Source organism: Enterococcus sp. AZ080, from assembly GCF_051714945.1.
Taxonomy (GTDB): domain Bacteria; phylum Bacillota; class Bacilli; order Lactobacillales; family Enterococcaceae; genus Enterococcus_B; species Enterococcus_B pernyi.
In genome coordinates this window covers 110,449-137,089 of record NZ_JBIOSV010000002.1, presented here as the reverse complement: position 1 = coordinate 137,089, position 26,641 = coordinate 110,449, and the positions used below count along the sequence as shown (strand labels likewise).

Genomic DNA, 26,641 nt, shown 5'->3' with positions numbered 1-26,641 from the left:
TTTTTTTACTGCCATAGTTATCCTTGTAATAATAAGCCACCTCCTACCTCGTTGAAGCAACACCAGCTAAACTCAGAATATTCCTCATAATCGACGTTTACAGTGAAACACAGCATCATTTTTTGTTCCTGTATTTCTTCTCTATCATTTTCCCACTCAAACTCATGTGGACTGACCTGAAGTAAAGTCAATAGCAATCCATGCTTAGTACTTGTTTCTATTATATGAAACACAATGAACCCATATTTTTTCTCGTATTTATCAATTATTTTCTTTTGTTGATCTGTCACGCTATAGATAACTGGTAGTACAAACTTCTTGCGATTAACCATTATTGCAGTTCTCTTAGAACAATAGATCTCTCCTTTCCCGAATCCTGCTTTAATGTGGTCCTCAATCGATAATATATCCAAACGTTTCTTTGCTTCTTCCACTAGTCTACTTTTTGCTTCCTCTAACAATTAACGTAACCTCCCAAAATAATTTATAGACGGTTTGCCGTCTATAAATTATTATAGCACGGTAAACCGTCTTTATCAATTGGTTTATTCTCTTTTTAGGAGGTATCAGTAGTTGAAAAGATCCATCTGCGTGACATTATTCTGAATTCTTTCTATAGACCTAGTATAGTAATCCAAGTTAGTTTCAAAACCAATATAGTGTCGCTCAGTATTGATACAAGCAATCGCAGTTGTCCCACTCCCCATACAATTATCTAATACAAGATCTCCTTTTTGTGTGTAAGTTTGTATCAGATATTCAAGTAAACGTACCGGTTTTTGCGTAGGGTGGAACGTGTTCATTGACTCTTTGTCAAATCGCAAAACATTATTCGGATATCCTGTATACTCTTGGCAATATTCTTTGCCTGAAAGAGAACTCGTATTATAAATCCCTTCAGTCTCATTTTTCTTCTTTATAAGTGGTTGTTTCATCCTCTCTAACCCTTGAGGATAATAAATAGGTGACCCTTTTGAAAAAACAGAGATTGTCTCAATTGAACGCATTGGCTGTTTTTTGGCAAAGGCAAAGCCAGTTACGGTATTTTTAACCCAGTACCAATCATATTTATATTGTTTAAAGTTACTCATACGTAACTGTGTAGAAAATGGTTCCGCTCCAAACAAAACAATCGCACTATTCTCTTTGACTACACGCAAGTATTGTGACCACAATTCTTCCCAGGGCAAAATAGTATCCCAGGAACAAGCAGTAGTTCCATATGGCAAGTCGCAAATGATCGTATCGATCGATCCATCCGGAATTTTTTTCATTCCTTCTAAGCAATCTTCAAAGTAAATCGTATCTTTTGGAATCATAGGTTTCTCCTCTATGATTCAGGCCTGAATCCAATGGTTTAGTCAAGTCTTGATACATTTACTATACAAGGTAGCTATTCCCTGTTGAGTCTGCTTAAACGCCTATGAAAGGTGGAAATGCTTCGCAATAAAGTAGATCACATCTACTGTCACACTATTTCCTGCTTGTTTATATAGTTGGCTGTCAGAAACCTTCTGCTCAAAGGGAGAGTTATAATGATCCATACGTTCAACCAAAATCCTTTGTGCAACTTGTTTGCTGCCAAATTTGGCTGCTAGAAATGCCCAATCTGGAAACGATTGGAGCCTCCAGCACTCTAAAGGTGTTAATTTACGAACCTGAAAATCTCTCTGTACTAAATTATTTTGGTCCTCATCCGTATTTTTGCGTATTTCATTCACAACAATTTTCGGCTGTTGGCCACCTCCTTGCATGGTATTTAACGTTGGACAAATCCCTTCAGGAGAATAGACACTGACCGCTGATCGATAACGTCCATCAATCTTTCCTTCTACTATGATTCCGTGGCGATCTTGTGCGGTAAGTGTGAACATTTCTTCTCCATTATTTTTTATTCTTCGTCCATTTTGTCGAACTTCATCTTTATCTGGCGATATTATAGGAATCACTACCTTATTTCCTTCTCCTTTGTTTGTCGTAAGAGTTGGAGCGATTCCCTCTGTACTACTAACCTGACCATTCATACCATACCCACAAGGATTTACATTTCCCACTACAATTTGTTTAGGCATTTTATAATCAGTAGCCGTTAAAGTTCCCATTAATCCGTTAGTATAATAGGTTCGTTCTCGCAAATTTGTATTTAAGTTATTACGTTTATTTGTCGTCCCAGCTATGTTGATTTTTGCTGATTCTTTATCAACTGATTTTTCTTCTCCTGTGAGAGGTAAAAACTTTCTGGCACCCGACTCTCTAAAATGTCCGACAATAAAGACACGTGCTCGGTTTTGTGGGACAAAATCCTTGCTGTTAAGCACTTGCCATGCCACGTCATACCCCAGTTCATCCAATGTTCTGAGGATTGTTTCAAACGTAGCTCCGCCATTGTGGTTGAGCAATCCTTTGACGTTTTCAAGGAATAAAATGCTAGGTCGCAAAATATGTGCGAAGCGTGCAATCTCAAAAAAGAGAGTTCCTCTAGTATCTGCGAAACCTCGTCTTTTTCCTGCAGAGCTGAAAGCCTGGCAAGGAAATCCTCCTGTGATAATGTCCACACGTCCGAATCCTCGAATAGTGTCGTCTGAGATCCTTGTAATATCATGCATTTCCACCTCATTTTCAGTATTAAAGATTGCTTTGTAACTCTGTCTAGCATATTTATCAATTTCACAAAAGCCGACACATTTATGTCCCGCTTTTTCCATTCCCATCCGAAAACCGCCTATACCCGCAAATAAATCAATAAAAGTTAGTTGTTTCGATTGTTTCATTCAATATTCTTTCCCACAGCTGTGTTCTTGTATTCAAGCTTGTAAGATAAGAATAATAAAAGTGCGGGTGAAAGAAGGGCATTCAAAAGTCTCAGAAATGGTTAGATTTTTGTTTCTGCTTTAAGACTACTCTTTTTTTGATCCAGTAATTGGATTGCAGACGTAAACTGAATGAGCGATTTTTTTGAGTCAATCAAAATAATATTCTTCTGATAATGAACTCGCTCGCTGACTAATGATATTGACAAGCCATAAAAATATCTAAGTAAAAATATTTTCCTTCTTCGGTCAGTAATTTCAGGCTTATAAGGGTGATTGATTGAGAGATACCCTTTTATAAATAGTCTGTGCAAATACTCAAACTCTTTATACAATGGATCATTAATTACTTCTGGTGAAACATTTTCTCTGTGTATCATCGAATATGTTTCTTGAATCCTCGGAGTAGGTGGAATTCCAACTTTTTCTCGTAAATTTTTATACTCTGATAGAAATATACTGAATTTTTCTTTGGTGGTTTCCCATTCTATATCCACATCCTTGGGCAATTGATATTTGGCCACATCAAAAAGTTCCATTCGTCCCTCCATAATACAAAAAAGCATTTCCTCTCAAAAATGAGTAGGAAATGCTTTTATGTCATCATTATTTTTATTATAAATTGCACCATGATTTTTCCTTCACAGCTCTGGCTCATTGTCTTTTTCCGTTGATCGAAGTTCAGATTTTACTCGAAAAGTAGAAAGATCTTGGGCCACATTGCGCTCTTCAATCGGTTGACGCAAATACAACTCACGTTCTTTTTTCGAAGGTAATGTACGATACAATCCCTCAAATGCTTGTTCTTCTTCTAAATGATCCTTTGCTCGATAGAATGACATCAGATTAAAAGTAAACTCTAAACGTTTTATATCATGAAAAGGAACCATCAAATAGTTTTCGCTGTCCAATGTGCCGTATGCAGCATTGGCTGAAATTAACGCTGTACGTTTATTGCCATCTTGAAAAGCCTGTAATTTAGCCAGTCTAGCGAAAACCCACCAGGCATCTTTTTCTGTTCGTTCAGATTGTTCAAACTGATCCACGATTTCTTGTAAATCGTCCCTAGAAATAATCTCTTTAGGGAAATAGTGTTCTTGACTAGATTGATCAAGAACAATAGCTATCCGATCATCTTCATTGTAATATGAATTTCGCAAATGACCAGGTAATTTGGGCTGTTCTTCAGACGGTGAATCAAATTGCTTGTTCACTTCGATAATACCATCTACAGAAAAACCTTTTTCTTTTATCGCATTGATCCCTTTTAAACTATCCACAAAAATAGCTATATCATCTCTATTTTGACGGAGTGGTTTCGTTGATTTCAAATCTAAAGCTTTTTTCGTTTGATAAACAGAGCTACCGTAATTATTCAAACTACCTAACGATTGAATGAATTTTGCGAGTGCCGTAGTATCCATATGTTGACCACCTCCATTATCAGACATTTAATTTTTGAGCTAATGCTTCAGTCATCGTTTTAGAAAAATTAATTCCTTCATTCGTCGCACGCACGTTCAACCAATGTGGAATTTTGATTGTTTTTTTATCAAGTTGGACATCTTTTAAATAATCATTTAAGTCGACAGAAATCAATGTCGCAAATTCTGTTTCAGGGTTTACAGAAAGGGCATTGATAGCCGTAGGTGTTGGCAAAGGCATATTTTTTTCGACTAGGTCTCCAAGCATAATACCTAACGCATCTGCCGCAAGTTCTAATCCTTGGGCGATATCTTCCGATTGCGTGACCGCTCCTTCAACATCAGGAAAATAAATTCCGTATCCAACAGGATCTTTTTCAAATATAGCTGGATAAACTTTTTTCATTTCTATCCCTCTCTTTCTTATAGACACAGTGGGCTTATTTGCCCACTGCTTTTCGAACAGAATCCTCTACTCTTCTAGATAACTCTTTTGAATGACTGGTAAGAATAACTGGTCTAGGAAAATTTTTCTTTATAAATTTCCTGTGTGACCCCTTTCCACCCTTCACTTCAACAAAGCCAGCATCTTTGAGTAATTTCTCTGCTTCTCTAATTGTCATGGGCATTTCAAGCTACCTCCTGACAATAATATTGTAGCACGTACAGGACGTACTGTAAAGTTTTTTCGTGTCTATTTATCAAGATCAACCGAATCGGATACTGCCTTTTCTGTCAAAATACTCAATGCTGCATCGTAAGTTTTTAATTGTTTCTCAAGCAACTTTACTTGTTTTTCAAATTCTTTTTTCTCACCATGTAAGGATTTTACTTTTTCTATTTGTTCAAGATTGGACGGATCATACTTTAGTTTTTCGTTCGCTCTAAATAACTTGTCGTCCAAAGTTGCTCTTGCTGCTTGCACAATTTCATAATTATCATAAAAGTCTTTCCCTAAAACATGTGGTAGTTGATCGCTGCTGACTTGACGGGTTGACAAAATATTTAAAGCTGTAACCATTTCTCGGACATTTTGAATAGCAGAATTTTTTCGTTTTGGAAACAGCCCACTTTCTCCAGAAAGATAACTTGCCAAAGACGCTCCCTTAACAAATTTATTTTTCTGCCCTTTTTCATCACTCCAAAAATAAAAAATATCTTTATAATTAAAATGTGCCTCGTAGCGTCCGTCTTCCAATTTCTCTAACATGTAATCAGGAACTTTGACCACCCCTGTTTCATACCGGCCATAGGCAATCTCAACATAAATCCCTGTCATGGTGTCTCTTTGTATTTGCCAGGGTTCAATGACAAAGATTAGATCGGGTAAAGATTCTTTTTCTGTTTTTTGTTCGACATATTTTTTTGCAATATCCATTGCATTGAAAACCGCTTCCGGTTTATTTTTACTTACCCGCTCGATAATATTTTCTTCATTGTAGATTCGTTGTTTTTTATTTATCGTATAATCACGAGCTGGACGTTTTTGTGGCAGATCCAATAATTTGTAGTTGATCACTTTCCCATATTCTTCTGAATTATGATTAGGGTCAACATCAATATTTAGAAGCCTTGCCTTAACTAAAAAATCATCCCAGCTTGTACTATGGGTAAGCAAAAAATTTAAACGTTCTTTTAATTCCACTCGATACGCATTCTTTCTTCGATATTCTTGATACTTTTTATGTGAGTTTCTTTTAGGCGTATCGAGGATCATTGCGCCGTGATAGTCCGCTAACTTATCGGAGTAATTTCTTAAATGAGCCGCTGTTCCTCGTTGCCAGCGGAACTTAGTTAAATCGACACTTGAGGTTGTATTAAAAATAATATGGTTATGCAAATGGTCTTTATCAACATGGGTGGCAATGACAAATTCATAATCTTCACCTAAGAAGTCGAGCGCTGTCTGTCTTCCAATTTCATGAACTTCTTCAGGTGTGAGATTGTCTTCAGGATCGAACGATTGAACAATATGTCTTGCAATTACTTCCTCAGTCTTTTTTTTATTCATTTTTCCACGGACTCTTTGAGCCAATGTTCTTGTTAAGTTCATTTCAAAAAAAGCATTGTTCACGGCGTTAACTTTATGACCACTCGTTAAAGTTTGATTTTTTGTTTTTTCTGGATCTAGAATGTATCTTATCGCCTCTTTTAGATATCTTTCTTGCTTAATCGTGAGCGTTTTAGTCGTTGGCACTTCACTCCCTCCTCGTTAGCTTCTGAATTTCTTGTAGCAAAATGTCTTGTGAACGTACATAGTTGTTTTGCATTTTCGCGAACTCTGAAACGAGATATTGGATATCTTCTTTTTCTACAAGATCTGTCTGATTTAATTTATGGGCAATCTGGTTGATATTATTGCCGATCATATTCAACTCAGAAACATATTGCCCCGTTTCACCTAAAGCTTCCTTCAAATCTGTAAAATCTATATTGATTACCCATCCGTTAAGGGCCATTAGACGAATATAATTAGTCATTGTTCCTATTCTCGCTAAGTTCATATTTTTCTTAATTCGTTGCTTTTCTTCTTCAGTAACATATACTTTTATTATTTCATTACGGAACAAGTTTTTTTTATCCATTTGAATCTCTCCTACGATAATCACTTAATGCTTCGCAAGGCTATGCCTTGCCCACTCCCGAACCAAAATCTTCCGCCCAGGAGGGGCGGAGTTTCGACAGTGGCAAGCATAGCGAGGTGGTACCACCTCACGAAAAACCAAAAAAGAAGGGAATCCCGAAAATCTACGATTTACGAGTTTCCTCTTTTTTGGTTTTAAACTTGGGGCATGCCCCAAACCCCATTTTCTTTCATTACATCATTGACCTTTTACGAATTCTTCGAGATCCGAAATGAGCTTTCTGAATGATTGTTCAGATTCATTTTTTAGTATTTCCTCTAACAAAGCAAGACTAGAAATGTGAATAGCGATTGATTCTTTCTCAACTTTTTCTAAGTTTCGTCTTTCTGATTGCAACTGACCAATCACTGCTTTTACTGGTGGAAGAATAAGTTCTTGAAATTCGTCTCGTTCAAATCGCTGACAAACTTTCCAAAGATAATACAGACACAAAGGTCGATTTTTAATCAGTTTTATCATCTTCGCTACTTTCTGAATTGCCTTTTAATTTTTCTAAAGTATCCGCTAAATTATAATCTTCCTCAGATCGTTCTTCTTTTTTATTCGCCTTGTCTGTTGCGACATTGTCGATTGCTCGACTTTGAAGTTCTCGCGCACGTCTAATTTCTTCTTCTAATGTTGGTCGAACTTGCTCTGTTTCCTTTTCATACATATGCGCAGCAATCTTTTGTAAAAAGGTATCGCTTCGAACAATCAAGTCAGTAAACAATTGTTGTAATTTCACTTTTCCGTTATTCATTGATCGTAACTGAGTTAACAAACTTAAATTAAGAGGCACGGGATTAAATCCAAAAACAATCATTACAATAGACGCAATACTTTCATTTTCAAATCGAATGATATCGTCCACCGATCGTTTCTCTTTTTCTAAAAGACAAATAATCAAATCAGCAAGTGTTTGTTCTTCTCCCTGATTCGATTTTACTCGAATGGTATGCTCTTCAAGGATTGATTTTTCTCTTTCTTCAAAAACAATTGTACGATTCGCAATCTTTTCCAAGATAGCGAAAACTTCTTTCGGACTCGTTTCTATTTTTTTAGTTTCTTCTTTTCCTTGCGTTTCCGTTTTTTCAAAATATGGAACGATTGGGGCATGAGTGATTTGTGTAAGCTGCGTTTGTTTTTCTTTTAGGATCTCCCCAGTTTCACTATTCACTTTTTGTTGGTTTCCTCCAAATAGAAAGACAGGTTCCGCATTATTCTTCAACGTCCTATTTTCTCGAATCCAATCATGGACTTCTTTTGATTCAACTGCTTCTGCACGTTGATAAAGAAGCATCAACTGATTTGAGACTGGTGCTTATGATATAATGCGAATTAGATAGTAAAGTTTATGCGGTGGCTAATCCCAAAATAAATGGGGTGACGCCTATGTTGTTTTTCGGCTTTATCCCTAGAAAGGAATAAGCGTGTCTGTTTATGAAGCACTAATGTTTGCGTTAGCTTTCGCAACATTGGTCCTTGCAATCAGCAACAACAAAAACGACAAAAAATAACCGTATCATAAACTTTGGCCAGTTTAACGGTTATTCTTTGTAACTGATTCAACTATGCCACCGACTTAAACGGTGCTATCCTAAGGGGAGTTGTTTGCGCAACTCCTCTTTTCATTTGCATTATAACACGAGATCAAAAAAAAAACTATATGGACACTACCTCACCTCTATAAATAAACGTTTGTTCCAGATAGTGTTTCTCCAGCGATTTTCTTCATTTTTCGTCAAAAATCTAAGGTGAAATTTCTCTTCTTTATCCGTTTAAGCCTGTAATCTCAATCGCCTTTCTTCTAAACTGATTGGAGACTGTTGCTTTTTTTGCTCCACCTCATGAATCACTTGTGTATGCTCACGGTTAAATGTTTCCAAAATCTCCTTAAAGTTCGCTTCTAAACCTGTATTTACCGTATGTTGCCGAAGTTTTAGTTCATCCATTTTCCCTTGTAATACACGAGACAGTTGCTCCGTTTGTTGTTCATACTCTTTTTTGATTGTCTGATCAACCGTTTCTTTATAGCTATTTTGAATTGCTTCAGTTTCTCCTTCAAGCTGTGTGGTAAAGGACTTTTCTATATTCTGTAACGCTTGCTGGTGTCGCAATTTTTCTTCTTGTACTTGTTGCTGCTTTTGATTGATCAACTGATTTTCTAAATTAGCTAATTCTTCTTGTTTCCTTGCTTGTAAACGCTTCGTAACTGATTCCTCGATCAAATGACGCTTATCTAATTGTTGGATCTCTTGGTTGATTTTCTTCGTCTCTTTCTCAATAAATTTGGTCAATGCTTGTCCAAACTCCACTTTCGTAGATTGAAGAACCTCTTGTACAATCTCATCTGTAGCAACTTCAATTAACTCCAGCCGACAAAAAAGTAGCCCTACAAAAAGCCCAAAATTACAAAAAAGAAATAGAATTCATCGTAAACATGACAGATTATCATGGTAAAAAAATTAAAACTACTGCTGATATTGCTTTGTACAGTCTGAATAATTTAATCACTTCTGGAACACCTGGTGAAGTAGCCTATTTTATAGATTAGACAAAAAAGGTTTTAATTGATCATCAGTCAAAACAGACACTACAGCTTCGCGGGAATACCCCTAGATTTAAGACATACAAATTTTTCTAGTCAATTCCTTCGACCCAATTATGCATGGGTACTTCTGGTAATCCTTCAGTTGATTATGCAAATTTTTTAGCTGCAATCGGATATTCAATAAACCAGTTCTTAACATAGACAAAAATAAGGTTGTGAATATTATCAACTTTTTCTGTTTTTTGCTTTTGATATGCTTTTAGGATTGTTTTATATAATTCATTAGCTACGTCGATTCCGTAATTCCCTATATCTTCAAAAATAACTACCGTACTAGTTTCACTTTCTGCTTTGACTTTTGCATTGTGAATTGCTTTAACTGTTTTTTGAGCTTCAACAAAATTTGAAGAGAATATTTTTATTAAAAGCAATACTTTTTCAGGAACGAATGTAGCAATACTATTGTCTTTCATGATTGATCCAAAGTTATCTAGCAATAATTGATCTTGTAGCTGGTCTTTTTCTATGTCTATATTGTGTCTAAAGAATTATTAGAATAAATTGTCTGCGATTTTCGCAATTACGGTAGAATCCTTGCTATTATAGATTTTTGTTGTATTTGCAATTTCCCAAAATACGGTAGCTTGATTTTGTTCCTCTTCAACAATTTGAAATACGTCTTCAGTTGTTACTTGCGGTTTACCTAAATACAAGAGATTAGGAGTACTTTTTATATGTCAATTCTCTTCATGGATACTACCTTTTTTCTGCTTTAGAAGACCGACTTCTTCTAATTCTCTTTTTATTTTAGAAACTTTTCCTTCACGACATCTTAATAACCCCATAAGCTCAGATACTGTAAAAATAAAATAGATATTATCCTCTTCATCCACCCAATTATTTTTTACAGAATAATCAAAACGATCTTTAAGAATCATATATGCAATTTTTGAATCATTTGTGAGTTTGAAGTATTTTTCATTTGCAAAAAAATATCTTTGGCATTTGATAGTATTTTTCCCTATATATTTCTTTTAACTTATAATAATTAAACTCTGACATTTGATACCTCCACATACTTGGATTACTTTTGTATTTTTAAGAAATATAAAAGTAACTATACAAGTTATTCACCTAATTTGTAAATGATACATAGCAAGAAAAGAAAAAAGAGATTTTCCTCCTTTTTCTTCAAAATCAATCAAAAATTAATCGATATTTTCCTTTTTCTTTTTTGGATTTAATCCTTTTAAAAACTTATCCTCCAAGGCTAATAGTTCATCATAAACACTCCCCATAGACTGCCCTGATGATAAACTTAAACAGTACAAAAAATCGCAAGGTAACGTTGCTACAGAACGATTTCGGGTCACCCAACTTGCCACAGTAGACTGTCTATAATCATGAATCTCACAAAATTGTTCTACAGTCATTCCTAAGCCACCGATAATAAAAACATTGATAGGATAAGGATAAACATAAGTATTGACACTCATGGTTAGTAAGTCCTCCTTTAAGATATATTATTGCACATGCGATAATAGTACCCCTCTTAGTAGAACAAAGCAAGTAGCGGACAACTATAAAACTCCCATAAGAAAAGAAACAGTATCAAAGATATATTGTAAAAGGCAATTTGCACCTTTTATTTTTTACCCTGTATCTAATTCAAAAAGATTCACTTCTTTAAGGGGGGCCAAAGTAGCTGATAATTGTTTAAATGTCTCTTCTACCAAGCTCCCGTTTAATTCAAATACCTCTGTGATCCTTGTTGAATAAGCTAATCTGTTTTCTTTTCTTAATTGAATGACCTTCAAGAACAACATTTTGACTGAAGCAATGATCATTCCGCCATTTCTTCCTCGTGTTATCTTGTAGAAAACCTTATTCTCCTCTCTTAACTCGGTTAAGATCTTATCAAGTGTTCGCTTGGGCATCGTGAGTTCTGAAGCCAACTCTTTTTTAGACATATTCAAATAAGGCTCACTAGCATGACTTTTTTCGCTTAGATAAGCCAATAGATCTTCTTTCCATTCTTTTTTATGACTATATTTTCTTTGTTCTCTTGGCTTTTTAAATTTCCACCAACCACGACGTTGAATAAACAAATCTTTCTCTTGCAGTCCTGCAGAGATCCATTGCTGGCACAGCTCTAAAACAAAATCACGTTTTGCTGCCTGGTACATTCCAGAATAAGCGCTCATAACGATTTTTCTTACTTCCGCTTCAATCAAAGGTTCATTTAGTCGCTCATTAAACTCGAACATGTTGTATTCACATGTTTCCAGCGCATATCCCGAAGAGAAATAAGCAAGAGCCAATGTGAAAATCACATTGTTTCGACCTAAACGGCCCTCTCCACCGATAATATCTGCTTTACGTAATAATAGATCGAACCAGGGTTCATCCACTTGTCGATACTCTTTTTTCTCAGGGAAAACAACAATTTTAGCTTCTCGTTCCGCTTCAGTTTTTTGACTAGAAGCTGTTTTCATTGACCAATTCAACCATTCTGAAAATGCGTATTGATAAGCTTCCTCGTAAAAAACTATATTTTTTTTATTTGGAAAACGTGCAATTCCAAAGTGATTACAGCCCACATCAATTCCAGGTAATTGCTTTGCTAATTGCTTACGAATCGTTGTAGAAATACGTTTTGCAACTTCGACTACCTTGAAGTTGCTCTTTTTCGTTACGTAAGCTGGGCTACTTAATACGAAATACACTTGATAGCCATGATCAGACTCTAAAATCATTGTTGGCATATAACCAATCTGATCTAAACAAGCAAGAACGATCTCCCCTTCATGATTAACTTTTGTATCGATATCTACAACAAAAGTATTGATTTGGCTTAAATTGTTTTCAGAATGTCCCTTAACTACTGAGCGATTCTCGTCAGCATACGTTCCATATCGATAAACATTAGGAGTCCAATGTGTAAGTTTATTTTCGTTTTCAAGAATTGCTTCTTCAGATGTGATCACCATCCCACGTCCAGCATTCATTAATTGTTTCGTACGGAACGCAAAGATAGCACCATTCCTACTCGTATTTTCATACTGAATAGGCTTAATGGTGCTGTTTCGATATTTATATGTTCGAATACCACTTTTCAAAAGCGTTGTATATAAATTAATCAACATCAACTTTACGTCCTTCCCACAAATTAAAAGAGAACACATCGAATACCTGCCGAAACAGCTATACTATGTGTTCTCTCATCAATGTTGATTAATATACTCTTAAAAAGCACATCAAATAAACGTTTTTATGTTGAGTTGCTCGTCTTTTTTTGGTAGAATATAGGTAATCGGAATTGAGTTCCGAATCCATTTAAATATAAGTAGTTGGTAGCTACTTACATATTCTTGAGACGAGCGTGAACACATGTCTGATCCATGTGATTCAGAAAAATTAGTGGGGTCCAATCCATTAACTTTTCCGTCTCTTTTTTTATGTAATTTTCTAATTCATCTTACCTCATAAATCTTAAATCTGTAAATAACGAGTTTAATGGAAAAACATCTGCTGTAAGAAAGAATGCCTACATATCAACCTTTTCGTAACCTGAACGAGTGGGTTCTAAATAAGGAATATGATTTTCTGTTAATAGAACATGACTATTGGTGTATATTTTGATTTTTAAAACGTTGAATATGTAGGTTATTAATTAAAGCTTCTTAAAAATCAAGAACATTAGCACCTTTCAACCTAAATAGCTCCAATTCTTCCTCTGATTCAATCGATTGAATTAAATGATCAACCTGCTCTAACTCAAAAGAATGATTTTTTAGAAGCGGAGCATATAAACTAAACATTGTTGTTTCTAATTTATCTAACGCCTCTTCTCCAAAACTTCTAGATCCGTTATAAAATTCTCTTACATAACTTGGCGCTAAGCCAATTGCTTTGGATAAATCAATTCTGCTTATATGGTAATTTTGTATTAAAAATTTTAATACAAATCGATCGTATTCATTTCTAAATTCTTTTGTTTCTTTCTTCATAACTTCAATCTCCTCATTGTTGAAAACAACAACACTAACTTAGTGTTTATTCTAGCATTATCTTTTTTATTTTACAATCAATTTTACTAAATAAATTAACTATGATGGTAGCTGAAACTGTACAAATACAGGGTTATTTTAGATAGTAATATAATACATTACTATTACCTTACTATTATATTACTTATAGTAATAGTAATATAATATATTATTAAAATCAAAACACTTAGAAAGTTCACTGTTGTTGTTGAATTTAACAATGGATAATGGTATCATTTGTATAAGTAATAAAATATATTACTAAAAAGTAATATATTGTACGACCAATTTATTATTTTTATATTACTATAAATATTACTATTATATTACTTTCGGATTTTAGGAGGGATTTATATGGCTGTAGCACTAACAGTAGCTGCAAACAAAGGTGGAGTTGGTAAAACTCTGATTACATTAAATCTAGCAGGAGCTATTAGAAGATCATTTCCTGAAGCAAATATTCTTGTAGTTGATACTGACGCTCAAGGAAATAGTACAAAATCATTTCGTGTAAAAGTTGGAAAAAATCAAAATACCATTTACGATGTTTTTATGGGAAATGCCACAGTTGAAGAATCGATTGTTCATACATACGATGACCACATCGATGTTTTACCTGCAAATTCAGATAATAATTATCTTGAATTTGATAAGATGGAAGAATTTCGTGATACTATTTTGGAATGGTTTATTTCCTTATTAAAAAAATTTAAAGATAACTTATCTGAAATTATGACTATTTCTGGCCTTAAAAAGAGGATGAACAAAACGATTGATCCAAGTGCTAATTATTTTAATGCTTTAGATGGAAAATTTGATGGTGTAATGGACAAATATGATTATATTATTTTTGATACTCCGCCCGAACTTAAACAAGTGACATCATCCGTACTATCCATTGCCGACGTGGTAATCGTGCCTTACGAGCCAGATCTTAACGGTGTTGACGGAGTAACTCATTTAATATCACGCGTAAATACATTAAAAGAAAAATACAATCCTTCACTACGTATTGGTGGTGTACTAGCAAATAAAGTATACAATACAAATTTACACGCAAAAATGATTAATGCAATGATGAAATATACTAATCGAAACAATTACCATTACTTTGATTCTGAACTACCAAGATCAATTACATTTGCTGACAAGTTAGTTAGAAATGGTATGCCTATAACTATGAGTACTCCTGAAAATAAGTTTGCTCAAAATTTTTACAAATTATTGAACGAAATGAATGATTTAGGGCTACTTTCTAAAGAAGGAAAAGTACTTGAATTCCCTCAACAATTTTACATCGAAAGCGACGGTGACGAATAATGCCTAGAGTACCAAAAAACAAACCTTCAGGTGACTTTGAATCTTTTTTTGACGATGAATTAGAAGATTTAGATACTCCAGAAGACACTATCGATAGCATTTCGGAAAATGAAATAGAAACAAAAAATGAAATTGTTGAAAGTATATCAGAGAATTCTACTAACACAACTCTGTTACCTACTCAAAATGAAAGTCTTGGTATTACTCATGTTGCAGCAGATAAATTTGGTTTAAGTAAAACCAAAAAAAATCAAGCAAATGAGCTTGTCGCTAGAACTTTGAAATTTGATACAGAAACCTTAAGACGTGTAGAAGATCTTATTTATAAAGATCAAAGACATTCGAGAAAAATTCCTGGTACAAAAGGATTTCTTTCAGATTTTATGGATAATGCAATCTGGCAACATCTTTACCAACTAGGTTTAGCTACTGAAGAAGAAGTAAATGAACATCTCAAGGACTACAGCAAATATCCTTTAAATTTTGATAAAAACCAAGAGAAGTAGCGGTTAAAAAGCCACTTCTCTATTAGTAATATAATAGTAATATATTACTATTATATTACTAAATATATAATGTTACTTTTAGGAAAAATATTGTAGATAAACATGGTCGTATACGTGTTTATGTTTACTCAGCTTTGTTAATCAATTTTTTTCTCTTTGTTACCAAAATAATAGTAAGTCAAATACAAACTTGTCGAAGACTAATCTGTTTCTAGGAAAGGAGAAATCAGATAAACTTAAATAGTAGTGAAAAAAGTTTATTTGTAAAGAAATAGATCTATAATGGATGTTTTAAGCAAGCACTCATATTAATGGAGGTGAATGTTATTGTGCGGACGATATTTTTTTGATTTAGCATCTAATGAACTTAAAAAGTATCACGATCAAGCGGAAACAAAAGCAGCTGACAAAGATATACGACTTGCTACCAATGAAGTATTCCCTTCAAATCATGTAGTGACCCTAGGACTCAAAAAAGAGGCTGAAGTTATTCCTGGTATCATACGTTGGGGTTTTGAGGGAATTAAAAAAGGACAGCTTATGATAAATGCACGGTCAGAAACAGTAAAAGAGAAAAAAATATTCTCGAAAGCTTTTAGAGAATCCCGCTGTATTTTTCCAATGTCTAGTTTTTATGAATGGAATCACAACAAGCAAAAATTTTTATTCAAAGGAAAGGAGAACAGTACTTTATTTGTTGGTAGCTTTTATCGCATCCATAGAACTGAATCAGGATTTGAAACAGAATCAATTATATTGACGACCAAACCAAATACGTCAGTAGCTTCAGTACATGATCGTATGCAAGTAATTATAGAAAGATCCTCAATCAACGAATGGCTTAATTGGAATTTGCAAAAAAGCATGTAAACAATGACATGCCAGAATTGGAATGCACAATGGTATGAAAAATGTAACGGTTCATAATCACGAAAACGCCCTTGGAGAATCTCTACTCTCTAAGGGCTTAATTTATTATATAATTTTATAGATAACATAATAACTATTATAACTTATAGACAACTTTAGATTGAATCAATAGACGATAGCAAGTTATCTATATTATTTGCTACCATAATTATTAGTTCCGGTAGTAACTTTTTCACGGATAATAATAGGACTAATTCAATTAAGGTAGTAGCATATAATATATTCTTCCTGGGTGATTTTTACATGAAACAACTTAGTAGCAATATAATAGTAACATAATAGTAATATAATAGTAACATAATAAATTACTATTATATTTCTATTATAAATACTTTTATTTGAATTTCCACTTCAATACTATTTTTATAATTTATTCGATTACTTATAAAGCATTCAACGCATCAATTGTAGCAGCATTATCAATATGCGTATACAAAGTCGTGGTAGTAGTATTGGTATGGCCTAATTGCTGAGCTGTAAGAACAAGTGAATTAGTTTGTTTATATAACCTTGTGGCTAACGTATGGCGCAGCTTATGAGGACTAACTTGTACTTTGAATCCCTTTGAATATTTAGCTACCATACGCTCAATTGCTATGCCTGTCATTCTTTTGGATTCACCTTTATAAATAGTCAAGAACATGGCTTTCTCACTATCAGTAGCCTTATAACGGCTACTACGAATCGCTAGATAGTTTGCTAAATACTCCATAGCAAAAGCAGCAATATTTACCGCATCTCTTTTATTTCCTTTTCTAATCACTATAACTTTATTCTTATCCAAAGACAGATCATCCACATTTATATTTACTACTTCAGACAATCGTAATCCAGAACCTAAGATCAACGCATTAATAGCAAGATCTCGCTCAACGTCACGTACGTAATAAGGAAGAGCCTTAACGCTCAAAGAATCCTTGTATTCAAACTCAATGTAATCTAAGTAATTTTGAGTATCTTCATCTAAAAATAGTTGTTTTTCAATTGCATTTGCTCGAGCTGCAAGTGTCGTTCTGTCTGCTATTGTCACAACTTGTTCCATAGGATTAGTAATTAGATAGGGCACACCATTAGGATTATTTGAACTAGAAGAGAGATACTTGAATAAAACCTTCAAAGCAGTAATATGTCTGTTGATGGTTGCAACAGATAATCCTAAATTATTGCTATCTTGCAAATAGTATTTCGTAGATACTTTTTTTATATTCTCTTTGGAGCGTCGTTTTAGATGTGATTTATATAAATTTAATTCATAAGGAGTCAATTCTCTCAATGAATGAATAGAAGTATCTGCTATAACAGCTTCGCTAATTAACCATTGAAAAAATAGTTTATAATTTTTCAAATATTCCAGTGTAGTTTGTGGGGACTGATCTTGGTCATCACGAGCTTGAACAAAGTCTTTTATATAATTTGGCATATGACTTAATAATTTATCAATTTTATTATACGTATCTTTATAATTCATTAAAATCCACCTTTCCTTACAAATAGGGGAGGGAAGCCCTTTGTAATTGGACTATACCAATTTAAACGAGATATGTCAATAAATAAAGAACCTTTTTTAAAAAAAGTTTTGTATCACTAACTATAAAGAAAGATAAATCTTTCTTTATAGTTAGACATGAGAGAGACTACAATTGATTTAAAATCAATAAGCGTATATACTGTATATACAGATGGAAAGGGGAGAAGACTATGACAATCAAAGAAAGAAAATTCAGAGAAGTGGGGAACTCAGTAGTATTAACTATTTCAAAGGAGTTTCTTAAAGAAAATGGGTTAAATCCTGGAGATACGGTTTTTTTAGATGAAGAAAAACTTCGAGCAGCAATTATAAAAAAACAAACCTTATCTGATGAAATTGATGTAGCAATATCTCAAGCATTAACTGAATATGATACTACTTTTATAGAGCTTGTCGATAAATGAGTATTTATTACCTGGAAGCTAAAGATATTATAAAAATGAATGTGATCCAAATAAAAAAATACTCTCCTAATGAACCCATTGGCGTAAAGGACGTAAATGCTTTAGAAATGTGTGTAGGGCAACTTCAAGCCTCAGCTTTTGGTGAAGAGGTTTATCCTTCGATTTATGAAAAAGCAGCTATCCTACTTGTACAATTGATAAAGAAACATCCTTTTCACAATGCAAATAAACGTACTGCTTTCTTAGCTACTTTTGTCTTTTTGAAAATCAATGGACAGCTTTTAGCTATTGATCAAAAAGATGCTGTAAATTTAGTGGTATATATTGCTACATATGATAAGGATTTTGATCAACTAAAATATGAAGTAATTAACACTATAAAGACACATACGAAATCCATTTAAGGAGTTGCTGTATGTGTCTTTATAGTGTTATTAGCTGCTATAGCGAAAAAATTGTAGTAAATTACAAATAGCTATAATTCAAACCCAACTATATAGAAAACTATAATTTTCTATATAGTTGGGTTTTTAGCATCCTTGTCTCCTGTCTTTAGAATTTAACATTATTCGCTCTATTTTTTAAGGTAGCTATAAAATATTTCAATTGATTAGAATCCTTTTAATAGCATTGATATCTCCCATCCCGGTGTATATAAGATATACAGAACAAGCACACTAAAGAATATTGAGCAGCTTCTTGGCATTTTTATATCACATTTTGAACAGATTCAGCTTGATGGAAATCATGTGTCTACCTTGATAATTTTATATCCATATCAGTCAGATTTATAAGGTGATTTACTCACAAAACTAGTCCGTGATCCCGTGTTCTTAGTTCCCAAGTATGTATCATGCTTTTTTCGATTTAGTTCATTACTATAGATAGTAGTTATTGAGTATTCGCTTTCCTAAAAAAGAAAAAGAGCCGAAGCTCTTCTTCTAACTTATCAATTATTGGGTACCATACTTAATTCCCAGGTTAAAGTCGTTTGGTAAGTGGTCGCTTTCGGAGCAGCTATTGGTGGCACTTCAAGAACGACACTTTCCCCAGCATTTTTTCTATCCCCAAACCGATAGATCCAAGTTTCTGCACCTTGACCATCTTTGGCTGTCAATAATTTTGTCTTGACTCCAGGAAGCAATGCGACTCTGTCAGTCTCATTTAATTCAGGTTTTCCTGTCTCTTGGACAGACGCTAACTGTTGATTGGTCAACTGTAAACTAGCTCCCTTTAGTTTATGATCATTTGGATCTGCGAACTGTCCGTTTTGGGTCACTGACAATACCCAACCGTTACGTGTGTCTCCTAGCCTTCGATCACTTATTTGAACATAATTTGGTCGTTCTTCCTTCTCATCGATGCTCCCGTCCTCATTCAATAATCGTTGTGGTTGAGCATAGTAGTTTTGCGTTCTTGTAGAAATACCTTGTTGGCCAAAGGTAAATCTAGAGACAAAATCTATACTTAATTTCCCCTGATTTTCAGAAAGCACTGGTGGATTTTCAGGTTCTACTTTTGTTTCAGGACTCAATGGATCAACAGGTGAGACTTTACTTGCTAGCTCAACAATATAAGTTCTAGCACTTGGAAAAACTGCATCATGATATTTATAATCCTCCATTTGAGGGTTTCTATTTCCATTATCATTATTAGTTTCTGGTCTTTTAAAAACACTAGTTATAGTACTATAACTATCAATTACGGCTCCCTGATTATCTTCCATCAAAACTTGCACTTCATCACTTTCATTTAGTTTAGTTTTTAGTTCGAAAGAAAAACTACCATCATTTCCTACTTTCTGTGTCGCTATATGCTGATTATTAATATACAACAACGCATTATTTCCAGGAATGTTTATATGATTTGGTAATGCCTTAATGGAAGTGGTCTCAGTAGTTAACTCTATAAAGTGGCCAAAATCAACTAACTCTGGTGGAGTTACATTTATAACCGTTATTGGACGGATCTTTTCCAATTCTTCTTGTGATAGGGATATCCCTCCCTCATTCATTCCTCTACTTATTGATACAAATTCAATAATTGTACCTTCTTTGAGGAGATTTTCAAATTCAAAAGATACTCTTCCAGCTTTTCCGAGAGCGTTATTTTCTTTTTCTTCCCATGTTTGGATCGGTGATTCGTTCCCCACCGTAGAAGCCGTATAATTATTAGAATTATTGTCGGGATCCGTTACTTTTATTTCGACAGTAATTTCATCCGTACCAGCTTCCCTTATATCATCTAATCCTTCTTTATAAGAAAACTCAGCTATAAATGATTGATCTGCATTGGTTGGTTGCCTAACTCCGTCTAAAATAGGAGCTGAATTATTAGCAGATATTCTGGATACTCTTCCAGATAGTCCAGGTAAAGAGTCTGTTAGGTTCAGATTATTACTCGAAGATGCGGAAACAAAATCTCTTCCTTCATAAGCGACATCAATTTTCTCAAAGAAACCTATTTGGGGATCATTATCAAACTTACTTCCAGTGGCCCATGCGGAAAAAAAAGTATCTGTTATATTTAAGCTAGATCCGTTTTTAGTTCCAAAAATATCACCTCCATCTTTCCTGACGTTTTTAAAATCAAAATAGTACGGGGAGTGTACATTGAATTCCATAGTGTCTTGGGCTACGAAAACCCCCCATTCACGAGTATTAATTGAAGAGCCTTCAGCATAAAAAATAGTATCCGCTTTTTGATTAAATTTTAGATGTCCACCATCAGAATACAAAGCTGCTGCATAATCATTCGTTAAACGTAATTGTGACCTAGCTCTATCCGCACTATTATTATCGATACTAAAATTATTCTCTCCATTCCCAAGATAAATAGTAGAATAATTTGATGAAACAGAGCCACTATTAGGACGATGGGTATAATGCCTATTATTTAAGTTGAGAGTTCCACCACTTGTAATAATAATATTATTGTTAGAACCACTCATAGATAGTGCTCGAGTATTAGTCCCAGGATTATCAAACTCTACGTGCTTGCTAGAAATAGATGAATTATTTCTTATATAAACATCATTTGACCCCGTAGTAATATCAATCAAAGGATTATTTCTTCTCGCTGAACTCTCAATATCTATTTTCGAAAAATTATCTACTGTAAGCTGTGCATTAGTCGTGCTCATTCCAATAGAAGTACCATATAAATTCTTACTGATAATTTCAGAATTATTCTCCACTTTTAAATCTGCAGACTCTCCATTCATAAAAATACTTCTAGGTCCACCCGATAAAACATCAATGGATATTTTAGAATTTTTTGAGACCTCTAATATTGGTGAGGATCCAGCTATTCGGATGGAGTTATTATTATCAATTGCTGCAGTATTTGTGGTACTCTGTGCTCTAATCGATAAGTTTGAGTTATCAGTTACCTTTAATGATGGATTAGTATTCCCATTTCCGATTAAGATATTTTCATGTATGCCGTTTCCTCCAGCTATAGACATTTGGCTGTTATTAGTCAATTCTAAAAAAGAATTTTGCCCATTCAACGTTACTCCATTGGCTGACCTCATATTTTTGATGTTGATTTCACTATCAGATGAAAGGAATTTGGGTTTGTTACCCGTGATTTCTACTCCATAACCAGTTGTACCAATAAAATCAATAAGACTAGATTGTGTATTAACTAAAGCATTGTGTCCAGATAGAGATATACCTGCACCCTCTGCAGTATTAAGCTTTAGATTTGATTTATTAGCATTTAGCGTGCTACTTTCTCCATTTAGATTGAGTGCTCGACCGGATATTGTATTTATATCTAAGTGACTGTCATTTAAATTAACTTCCGCATTTGTACCGTTTAAATATAGTCCGCGGCGTGCATTAGAAGTTACAGAAACATTGAGCTCTGACCCACTGGTAATATTTATTTTTGGTTCTACTCCTCTTAAATGAATAGCATTATTTAAAGTGTCTGTCGGAGATCGAGTAGCACTGGATGTTGTAACGGACAACTTTGAGCCACCTGTAACGGAAAGCTCTGGACGCGCATTATTGTCTCCTATTGCAACGTTTTCTAACGTCCCAGTTCCACCACCATTGATGGACATCTCACTTTTATTTCTCAAAGAAAGTAACGCATCTGTTCCTCGTAAAATCATTGCTTGAGAAGGATCAGTATCCGTCATTTCAATGCTACTCTCATTCATTAATACCTGTGGAACTATTCCTTGTAAGTAGATACCTCGACCTGTAGTAGCTGTCAGAAAAAATTGTGTCTGATTTAATGACAACTGTGGATTATCGCCAATTAAGTTTATTCTTTGACCTGTAGTACTTGTAAAACTCCCGGTCCCCTCCTCATAATCAACTTTAGGTGAATCACCAGTCAAGGCAAGTGTCGCTCCTGTTGTTGAGCGAATGTCACTATTACTTTTAGTGGCCGAAAACAATGGCTCACTACCTATTAGACTAATTGCTGCGTGTGTAGCAGAGGTCACAGATAATTTTGAATCAACAACTATTATTTTAGGATTATTTCCAGATAGATATATGCCTCTTTTAGCAGCCGTGCTTGTAACCGTTAGCTCACTAGCTGAATTAACCGAAATTTTAGGACTTGCGCCGCTGAGTATAATAGCATTATTTGTTGTAATGGTCGGAGTTGCTGGAGTTCCAAACGTGCTTATAGATAACTTCCCATTTGTTTGTAAAGCTATTTCGGATTTTTCTCCTCTTAAATCGATCGTATTTGCCGTCCCACCAGTTGTCATAATCGTAATTGCTGAGCCAGCTTCTATTACAAGTTTTGGCGCCGATACTAGGGCTGAAGAAAAGAAGATAGTCATATTACCTCGGCTAATTGTCACTTGTGCTTGATTTACAGCTTTGACTTCTTTTGCTTCAATAAAAGCCGCAGAAGAAATTATCCGCGTAAAATTGGAGTTCCCACCTGTAAAAATAATCGTTCCATCTGGCATAGAAGCAAGTCGCATCGTATTTGCGTTGACTTCTGCTACATCTTCTATTTCTAATACCCAATTGCGACTAACTTGCGTTGTTGCATTGACTAAAGGAGTAGTGCCAGTCTTTGTGATTGTTGCGTCCTCTATCCGAAAGGTCATTGGTTCACTCACTTCTGCTAATTGAAAATAAAAACTATTGTTACCAAAAGTCAGCGTATGACCGTTTCCTTGTATCTTGATTGGTCGATCGATCGTCATGATATTTGCTGTAGTTTCAGTTAAACTCGCTTGAACAGAGATAATTCCGACTTCAGGATTTGCAACTGCTTCTCTAAATGCAGCCATTGTTGCGACTTCTGCCGTATTTCCTTCAAAGACTGTCTTTTCGAATTTTTTGTTCTTAGAAGGAATTGATTCTTCATTCGATTCTTCGGTTGCTATAAGCGCTTCTTTTTCTTCTGATTGTTTCGTTGTATTCGTCTCTTCATTTGCTTCATCAGACGAATCCTGATTCGTTTCTGATTGATCTTCAGTCTCCGGTTCTTCCTTTTTCGATATTTCAAGTGTCGCAGTTGCTTCTTCGACCGACACCTCATAGTTGCCTTCAGATTCAAATACCACAGGAAGTACAAACGTTTGTTGCGCACGCTCCGCTTGAATCACCCATTCACCTGATTCTTCTTCTTGATCGATGGTAATCCCAGCTTGTAACTGATCTTTTCCCAGCTTTGCTTCCTTCGAAAGAGTAATCCTTGCCTCTGACACCTCTTGATCTGAGAAAAAGGTCACCTTCAATGGCGCTTCAACCGTTCCTTGCAGGCGAGAGTGAGGAAAATAAAAGCGAGGCTCGCTTTCTTCTTCCACTTCCAGGTAGTTTTTCATGGTTGGAAGTTCCAACTGTTCTTCTTTCTGTATCTGCCCCGCTTCTTTTTTCTCCGTAGTTTCCGCATAGACGCTGCCTACTGGCAGGAGGAATGCATGTAGAATAAGAATCGTCGTCCCTAAAACGAGCATTCCTTTTTTCATTAGCTTTCTCATGGAATCCTCCTCTCTATACTTCTTTTTCGCTTTCACGTGTTCTTTTCTTTTGTCTCATCAGGTAAAGCACAAGTCCAAGTATTAAAATAAGCAAAATAATCGCTCCAATCATCCACCAATTGACACCTGAATCAATCGTTACGTCTTCTCGATTTAGCTTTCGGGCTTCATCAGCTTCAATCGTAAATTCACGCGTCCATGACCATTCATTGTCTCCAGAAGTAGCCGTCAATTCTAAGATATAGTTCCCACTTCGAAACCGGTCTCCTTCTAAGGAAATTGGAAAATTGAAATTGGAATTAGGTGCCATCTGCATCATTTCTTTCTCCGCCTTATAGAGAACCTCGTTCTCCCCTGCTCGTTTTACGGTAGCTTCCACCGCCAATTGATTGACAAAAGTGGGTGTAAAGTTTTGTAAAGTGGCGCTGATCACATTGCGGTAGTTCAATTGATCTGCAAACACATCTAATAGTTCTAACTCCGGTTGCACTGAGTCTCTGTTATTACTGACGACCACACCAACCACATAGGCAAATTCATTTTTAATGGCCACGCCTTCTCCTTCATTGGTTTCTTCTGTTTCCTCTTTTAGTTCGGCAATGCGTAACCCACCTGCTAAAAAGCCGTCAAAGGCTTCTTCTGGCATCTGTAAGGGAATCTCAACCGTCTTCTTTTCATTTCCAGCTAATTCAATGACACCGGAAGTAGTTATCAGCTCATCCAAGGAGTGGGTTAAGGTTGGATCCGCTTCTTCGGCATCTTTGCCGTATTCGACGTGTCCTAACACGTTGGTATACGCCGTATGCGGTGTCAACTGAATCCTTATGGGTTCTGCACTCGTATTCCCAATCTCCAAACGCAAGGTTTCTTTTTGATTCGGGGCTAGATTCAAATCGTAATAGCCTTTGTCCTCATCTACTTGGCTGTCTGGAAAAAGTGGTGTGGCATAAATATTTAGCGCCGTTTCTTCTGCTTGAACTGACGTCGGAAAGAAAAAGAAGAGAATAGCGAGTATCCACAGGTGTCTATCGTTCTTTTTTGTAGGTTTCATTCTATGAATCCTTTCTTACAAGGTGCTGTGATACTATTAGTTTGTCATTTGATAAACAAATTGTTTTTTTTAGATTTCTATACTCTTAGGATCTGGATTTTCTGGAGTTGTAGTTAATTCCCATGTCAGTGTGGAGCGATACGTCACGGCATCTTTTGCAGTTGAACCTGGGACAAATAGTTTGATTGCTTCATTTTCGACTACGTCCGCTCCCGCTGTGACTTGTTGTGCAATGGTCGCGTAGTTCCCCCAAACAACGGAAGTTGATCCGGCACCTTTTTTAGCTGCCGCTGTCATCACTGGCACAGCCTTTTCCCCGGGTAAAATCTCAAGGCCCGTAGCATGTACCTCGGGTTTTTGTTCAAGGTCTTCAACGCTATAAATTAGTTCTGGATTAAATAAGGTGATTTTCGCGCCTTTAAGTATGGAATTTTGTGTATCCTTTGGTCCCTCAAATTCAGACAAGCTAACCGTTAGTTTCCATCCTTTATTCGTACCACGTGTGTCTTGGACTTGTGCCAAACTCACATAAGGGACCATGTTTTCTGCGCCCGTCGTGCCTGCCTTTTGTTGTCTTTCTGCAACCATATTGTAATTTTTATCGGTAGTTGAGATAATTTGTGAGCCGAAGTTCATCGTTGGCACCGTCGCAATCGTTAACGGTCCTTTATTTTGTCCATCTGGTCCTGTAATAGGTGGGATTGTTACGTCTGGACCTTCTGGTAGTTTATCCACTTCAGTATCATCATTTCCTGGGGTGAATGTGATTTGACCTTCGGTTGTCGTTTTACGGACTTCGCTTGTTTCTTTCTGTTCTCCATCAGCAAACACTTGAACGCCTCCAGCTAAAATGGTAGTAGATAATGCAGTAACACTTATTAACCGAATAAATTTCATATGTGATTTCCTCTTTCAACTTTTATTTTTGATTTTCTTAGTCTTATTTTTACACTGATAATAACAACTAGAATAATGATTAACCAACCTATTAAAATCAGTGAGTGGTTTTGCACAATAGTGTTTGTTTGCGGCAGCTTACCGCCTGTTTGGGTGGTTAAAACCGGTGGTGGATCTGGTGTACCGATTGGCTCGTAATATCCTGAAAACTGAATTGATCCTTCGGACTCAGTCGACTGAATCAAGGCGGCTTCTACCCTATACGGTATGCATAGAAGTAACAATATATTGTTGTTAACAAGTTTTTTTGCATTTTTCATTTCCCTCCTCCTTTTACAAACCGATATATAACCCATCATATTTTGGTTGTATGTTTACAGATCGGTTTTTAGATATATCCTCTCTGCAACTGATACTTTACCTAAAATTTTCATTAAATAAAATCCATTATTTTCGTAATATAAGGAAATGAAAAAATATCTATAAACATTTCTCTCACATGTGAGTATTTTACGAATTGTAAATACGTTCGAATAAAATCGAGAAATAATTTTGTATTTATAATTGTCTTAACGCATCATA

The 26,641-nt window shown here is 35.3% G+C and carries 25 protein-coding genes and 1 pseudogene; 5 read left to right on the top strand and 21 right to left on the bottom strand.

The window, feature by feature from the left end; translation table 11 throughout:
• Positions 1-17: 17 nt before the first annotated feature.
• The 16 genes and pseudogenes from IGK01_RS14560 to IGK01_RS14485 all read right to left on the bottom strand — a co-directional run bounded on the left by IGK01_RS14560 (position 18) and on the right by IGK01_RS14485 (position 13,419).
• A complete protein-coding gene (locus tag IGK01_RS14560; RefSeq protein WP_438840893.1) occupies positions 18-461 on the bottom strand; it encodes a hypothetical protein in 444 nt (147 codons plus the stop codon).
• A 105-nt stretch (positions 462-566) separates the two neighbouring features.
• Complete coding sequence (locus IGK01_RS14555; RefSeq protein WP_438840892.1) at positions 567-1,319, bottom strand: DNA-methyltransferase; 753 nt, start codon at positions 1,317-1,319, stop codon at positions 567-569.
• Positions 1,320-1,421: 102 nt separating this feature from the next.
• Positions 1,422-2,771 (bottom strand): DNA cytosine methyltransferase, encoded by a 1,350-nt coding sequence (locus IGK01_RS14550; protein WP_438840891.1) that lies wholly within the window; start codon positions 2,769-2,771, stop codon positions 1,422-1,424.
• Between the two features lie 101 nt (positions 2,772-2,872).
• The gene (locus IGK01_RS14545) at positions 2,873-3,349 is read right to left on the bottom strand and encodes a transcriptional regulator (RefSeq protein ID WP_195514427.1); all 477 of its coding nucleotides are present in this window, start codon (positions 3,347-3,349) and stop codon (positions 2,873-2,875) included.
• Positions 3,350-3,451: 102 nt separating this feature from the next.
• Positions 3,452-4,234 (bottom strand): Fic family protein, encoded by a 783-nt coding sequence (locus tag IGK01_RS14540; protein WP_195514470.1) that lies wholly within the window; start codon positions 4,232-4,234, stop codon positions 3,452-3,454.
• A 19-nt stretch (positions 4,235-4,253) separates the two neighbouring features.
• On the bottom strand, positions 4,254-4,640 hold the full coding sequence (locus IGK01_RS14535) for a type II toxin-antitoxin system HicB family antitoxin (protein ID WP_034690421.1): 387 nt from the start codon (positions 4,638-4,640) through the stop codon (positions 4,254-4,256).
• Positions 4,641-4,674: 34 nt separating this feature from the next.
• The gene (locus tag IGK01_RS14530) at positions 4,675-4,863 is read right to left on the bottom strand and encodes a type II toxin-antitoxin system HicA family toxin (protein ID WP_023520664.1); all 189 of its coding nucleotides are present in this window, start codon (positions 4,861-4,863) and stop codon (positions 4,675-4,677) included.
• A 65-nt stretch (positions 4,864-4,928) separates the two neighbouring features.
• Positions 4,929-6,431, bottom strand: coding sequence for a relaxase/mobilization nuclease domain-containing protein (locus IGK01_RS14525; RefSeq protein WP_438840890.1), 1,503 nt, complete (start codon positions 6,429-6,431; stop codon positions 4,929-4,931).
• Position 6,432: 1 nt separating this feature from the next.
• Positions 6,433-6,819, bottom strand: coding sequence for a plasmid mobilization protein (locus tag IGK01_RS14520; protein ID WP_077152001.1), 387 nt, complete (start codon positions 6,817-6,819; stop codon positions 6,433-6,435).
• 237 nt (positions 6,820-7,056) lie between these two features.
• A complete protein-coding gene (locus IGK01_RS14515) occupies positions 7,057-7,338 on the bottom strand; it encodes a hypothetical protein (RefSeq protein WP_438749083.1) in 282 nt (93 codons plus the stop codon).
• Positions 7,322-8,158 (bottom strand): hypothetical protein, encoded by an 837-nt coding sequence (locus IGK01_RS14510; RefSeq protein WP_438840889.1) that lies wholly within the window; start codon positions 8,156-8,158, stop codon positions 7,322-7,324. Before IGK01_RS14510 ends, IGK01_RS14515 begins: the two co-directional genes overlap by 17 nt.
• 478 nt (positions 8,159-8,636) lie before the next feature.
• The gene (locus IGK01_RS14505) at positions 8,637-9,155 is read right to left on the bottom strand and encodes a hypothetical protein (RefSeq protein WP_137073120.1); all 519 of its coding nucleotides are present in this window, start codon (positions 9,153-9,155) and stop codon (positions 8,637-8,639) included.
• A gap of 400 nt (positions 9,156-9,555) precedes the next feature.
• Positions 9,556-10,471 (bottom strand): annotated as a pseudogene (locus IGK01_RS14500) (replication initiator protein A).
• Between the two features lie 146 nt (positions 10,472-10,617).
• Positions 10,618-10,905: a type III secretion system protein PrgN gene (locus IGK01_RS14495; RefSeq protein ID WP_074801917.1), complete on the bottom strand. Its 288-nt coding sequence runs from the start codon at positions 10,903-10,905 to the stop codon at positions 10,618-10,620.
• 156 nt (positions 10,906-11,061) lie between these two features.
• Entirely contained in the window at positions 11,062-12,555 is a 1,494-nt protein-coding gene (locus IGK01_RS14490; RefSeq protein ID WP_224434968.1) for a primase C-terminal domain-containing protein, read from the bottom strand.
• A 537-nt stretch (positions 12,556-13,092) separates the two neighbouring features.
• Positions 13,093-13,419, bottom strand: a complete 327-nt coding sequence (locus IGK01_RS14485) for a helix-turn-helix transcriptional regulator (RefSeq protein ID WP_071867349.1) — start codon at positions 13,417-13,419, stop codon at positions 13,093-13,095.
• Positions 13,420-13,812: 393 nt separating this feature from the next.
• Here IGK01_RS14485 and IGK01_RS14480 point away from each other — a divergent pair, with 393 nt between their 5' ends.
• The 3 genes from IGK01_RS14480 (at position 13,813) to IGK01_RS14470 (ending at position 16,154) form a co-directional block, all read left to right on the top strand.
• A complete protein-coding gene (locus IGK01_RS14480) occupies positions 13,813-14,778 on the top strand; it encodes a ParA family protein (protein ID WP_074801911.1) in 966 nt (321 codons plus the stop codon).
• On the top strand, positions 14,778-15,284 hold the full coding sequence (locus IGK01_RS14475) for a hypothetical protein (RefSeq protein WP_074801908.1): 507 nt from the start codon (positions 14,778-14,780) through the stop codon (positions 15,282-15,284). Before IGK01_RS14480 ends, IGK01_RS14475 begins: the two co-directional genes overlap by 1 nt.
• A 327-nt stretch (positions 15,285-15,611) precedes the next feature.
• Positions 15,612-16,154 carry an SOS response-associated peptidase gene (locus IGK01_RS14470; RefSeq protein WP_371740712.1) on the top strand — a complete coding sequence of 181 codons (543 nt, stop codon included), beginning with the start codon at positions 15,612-15,614 and terminating at the stop codon, positions 16,152-16,154.
• Positions 16,155-16,596: 442 nt separating this feature from the next.
• Here the strand turns inward: IGK01_RS14470 and xerS are convergent, their stop codons facing one another.
• Positions 16,597-17,682, bottom strand: coding sequence for a tyrosine recombinase XerS (xerS, locus tag IGK01_RS14465; RefSeq protein ID WP_074801905.1), 1,086 nt, complete (start codon positions 17,680-17,682; stop codon positions 16,597-16,599).
• Positions 17,683-17,912: 230 nt separating this feature from the next.
• Between xerS and IGK01_RS14460 the strand changes: the two genes are divergently transcribed.
• Both IGK01_RS14460 and IGK01_RS14455 read left to right on the top strand, forming a co-directional pair.
• On the top strand, positions 17,913-18,146 hold the full coding sequence (locus IGK01_RS14460) for an addiction module antitoxin (RefSeq protein ID WP_074801902.1): 234 nt from the start codon (positions 17,913-17,915) through the stop codon (positions 18,144-18,146).
• The gene (locus tag IGK01_RS14455) at positions 18,143-18,550 is read left to right on the top strand and encodes a type II toxin-antitoxin system death-on-curing family toxin (RefSeq protein WP_081355956.1); all 408 of its coding nucleotides are present in this window, start codon (positions 18,143-18,145) and stop codon (positions 18,548-18,550) included. Before IGK01_RS14460 ends, IGK01_RS14455 begins: the two co-directional genes overlap by 4 nt.
• A 545-nt stretch (positions 18,551-19,095) precedes the next feature.
• On the opposite strand, the gene IGK01_RS14450 is transcribed toward IGK01_RS14455, so the two are convergent.
• The 4 genes from IGK01_RS14450 to IGK01_RS14435 form a co-directional block, all read right to left on the bottom strand.
• Complete coding sequence (locus IGK01_RS14450; protein ID WP_224434988.1) at positions 19,096-24,111, bottom strand: WxL domain-containing protein; 5,016 nt, start codon at positions 24,109-24,111, stop codon at positions 19,096-19,098.
• Between the two features lie 13 nt (positions 24,112-24,124).
• A complete protein-coding gene (locus IGK01_RS14445) occupies positions 24,125-25,162 on the bottom strand; it encodes a DUF916 and DUF3324 domain-containing protein (RefSeq protein WP_137073118.1) in 1,038 nt (345 codons plus the stop codon).
• Positions 25,163-25,231: 69 nt separating this feature from the next.
• Complete coding sequence (locus IGK01_RS14440) at positions 25,232-26,059, bottom strand: WxL domain-containing protein (RefSeq protein WP_137073117.1); 828 nt, start codon at positions 26,057-26,059, stop codon at positions 25,232-25,234.
• Complete coding sequence (locus IGK01_RS14435) at positions 26,056-26,379, bottom strand: LPXTG cell wall anchor domain-containing protein (protein ID WP_137073116.1); 324 nt, start codon at positions 26,377-26,379, stop codon at positions 26,056-26,058. Before IGK01_RS14435 ends, IGK01_RS14440 begins: the two co-directional genes overlap by 4 nt.
• Between the last annotated feature and the right edge of the window lie 262 nt (positions 26,380-26,641).

Bases quoted from the DNA above. Each gene is read 5' to 3' on its own strand.
- IGK01_RS14555 (WP_438840892.1), bottom strand. From the start codon at position 1,319: ATGATTCCAAAAGATACGATTTACTTTGAAGATTGCTTAGAAGGAATG.
- IGK01_RS14550 (WP_438840891.1), bottom strand. From the start codon at position 2,771: ATGAAACAATCGAAACAACTAACTTTTATTGATTTATTTGCGGGTATA.
- IGK01_RS14545 (WP_195514427.1), bottom strand. From the start codon at position 3,349: ATGGAACTTTTTGATGTGGCCAAATATCAATTGCCCAAGGATGTGGAT.
- IGK01_RS14540 (WP_195514470.1), bottom strand. From the start codon at position 4,234: ATGGATACTACGGCACTCGCAAAATTCATTCAATCGTTAGGTAGTTTG.
- IGK01_RS14535 (WP_034690421.1), bottom strand. From the start codon at position 4,640: ATGAAAAAAGTTTATCCAGCTATATTTGAAAAAGATCCTGTTGGATAC.
- IGK01_RS14530 (WP_023520664.1), bottom strand. From the start codon at position 4,863: ATGCCCATGACAATTAGAGAAGCAGAGAAATTACTCAAAGATGCTGGC.
- IGK01_RS14520 (WP_077152001.1), bottom strand. From the start codon at position 6,819: ATGGATAAAAAAAACTTGTTCCGTAATGAAATAATAAAAGTATATGTT.
- IGK01_RS14515 (WP_438749083.1), bottom strand. From the start codon at position 7,338: ATGATAAAACTGATTAAAAATCGACCTTTGTGTCTGTATTATCTTTGG.
- IGK01_RS14510 (WP_438840889.1), bottom strand. From the start codon at position 8,158: ATGCTTCTTTATCAACGTGCAGAAGCAGTTGAATCAAAAGAAGTCCAT.
- IGK01_RS14495 (WP_074801917.1), bottom strand. From the start codon at position 10,905: ATGAGTGTCAATACTTATGTTTATCCTTATCCTATCAATGTTTTTATT.
- IGK01_RS14490 (WP_224434968.1), bottom strand. From the start codon at position 12,555: ATGTTGATTAATTTATATACAACGCTTTTGAAAAGTGGTATTCGAACA.
- IGK01_RS14485 (WP_071867349.1), bottom strand. From the start codon at position 13,419: ATGAAGAAAGAAACAAAAGAATTTAGAAATGAATACGATCGATTTGTA.
- IGK01_RS14480 (WP_074801911.1), top strand. From the start codon at position 13,813: ATGGCTGTAGCACTAACAGTAGCTGCAAACAAAGGTGGAGTTGGTAAA.
- IGK01_RS14475 (WP_074801908.1), top strand. From the start codon at position 14,778: ATGCCTAGAGTACCAAAAAACAAACCTTCAGGTGACTTTGAATCTTTT.
- xerS (WP_074801905.1), bottom strand. From the start codon at position 17,682: ATGAATTATAAAGATACGTATAATAAAATTGATAAATTATTAAGTCAT.
- IGK01_RS14460 (WP_074801902.1), top strand. From the start codon at position 17,913: ATGACAATCAAAGAAAGAAAATTCAGAGAAGTGGGGAACTCAGTAGTA.
- IGK01_RS14455 (WP_081355956.1), top strand. From the start codon at position 18,143: ATGAGTATTTATTACCTGGAAGCTAAAGATATTATAAAAATGAATGTG.
- IGK01_RS14450 (WP_224434988.1), bottom strand. From the start codon at position 24,111: ATGAGAAAGCTAATGAAAAAAGGAATGCTCGTTTTAGGGACGACGATT.
- IGK01_RS14445 (WP_137073118.1), bottom strand. From the start codon at position 25,162: ATGAAACCTACAAAAAAGAACGATAGACACCTGTGGATACTCGCTATT.
- IGK01_RS14440 (WP_137073117.1), bottom strand. From the start codon at position 26,059: ATGAAATTTATTCGGTTAATAAGTGTTACTGCATTATCTACTACCATT.
- IGK01_RS14435 (WP_137073116.1), bottom strand. From the start codon at position 26,379: ATGAAAAATGCAAAAAAACTTGTTAACAACAATATATTGTTACTTCTA.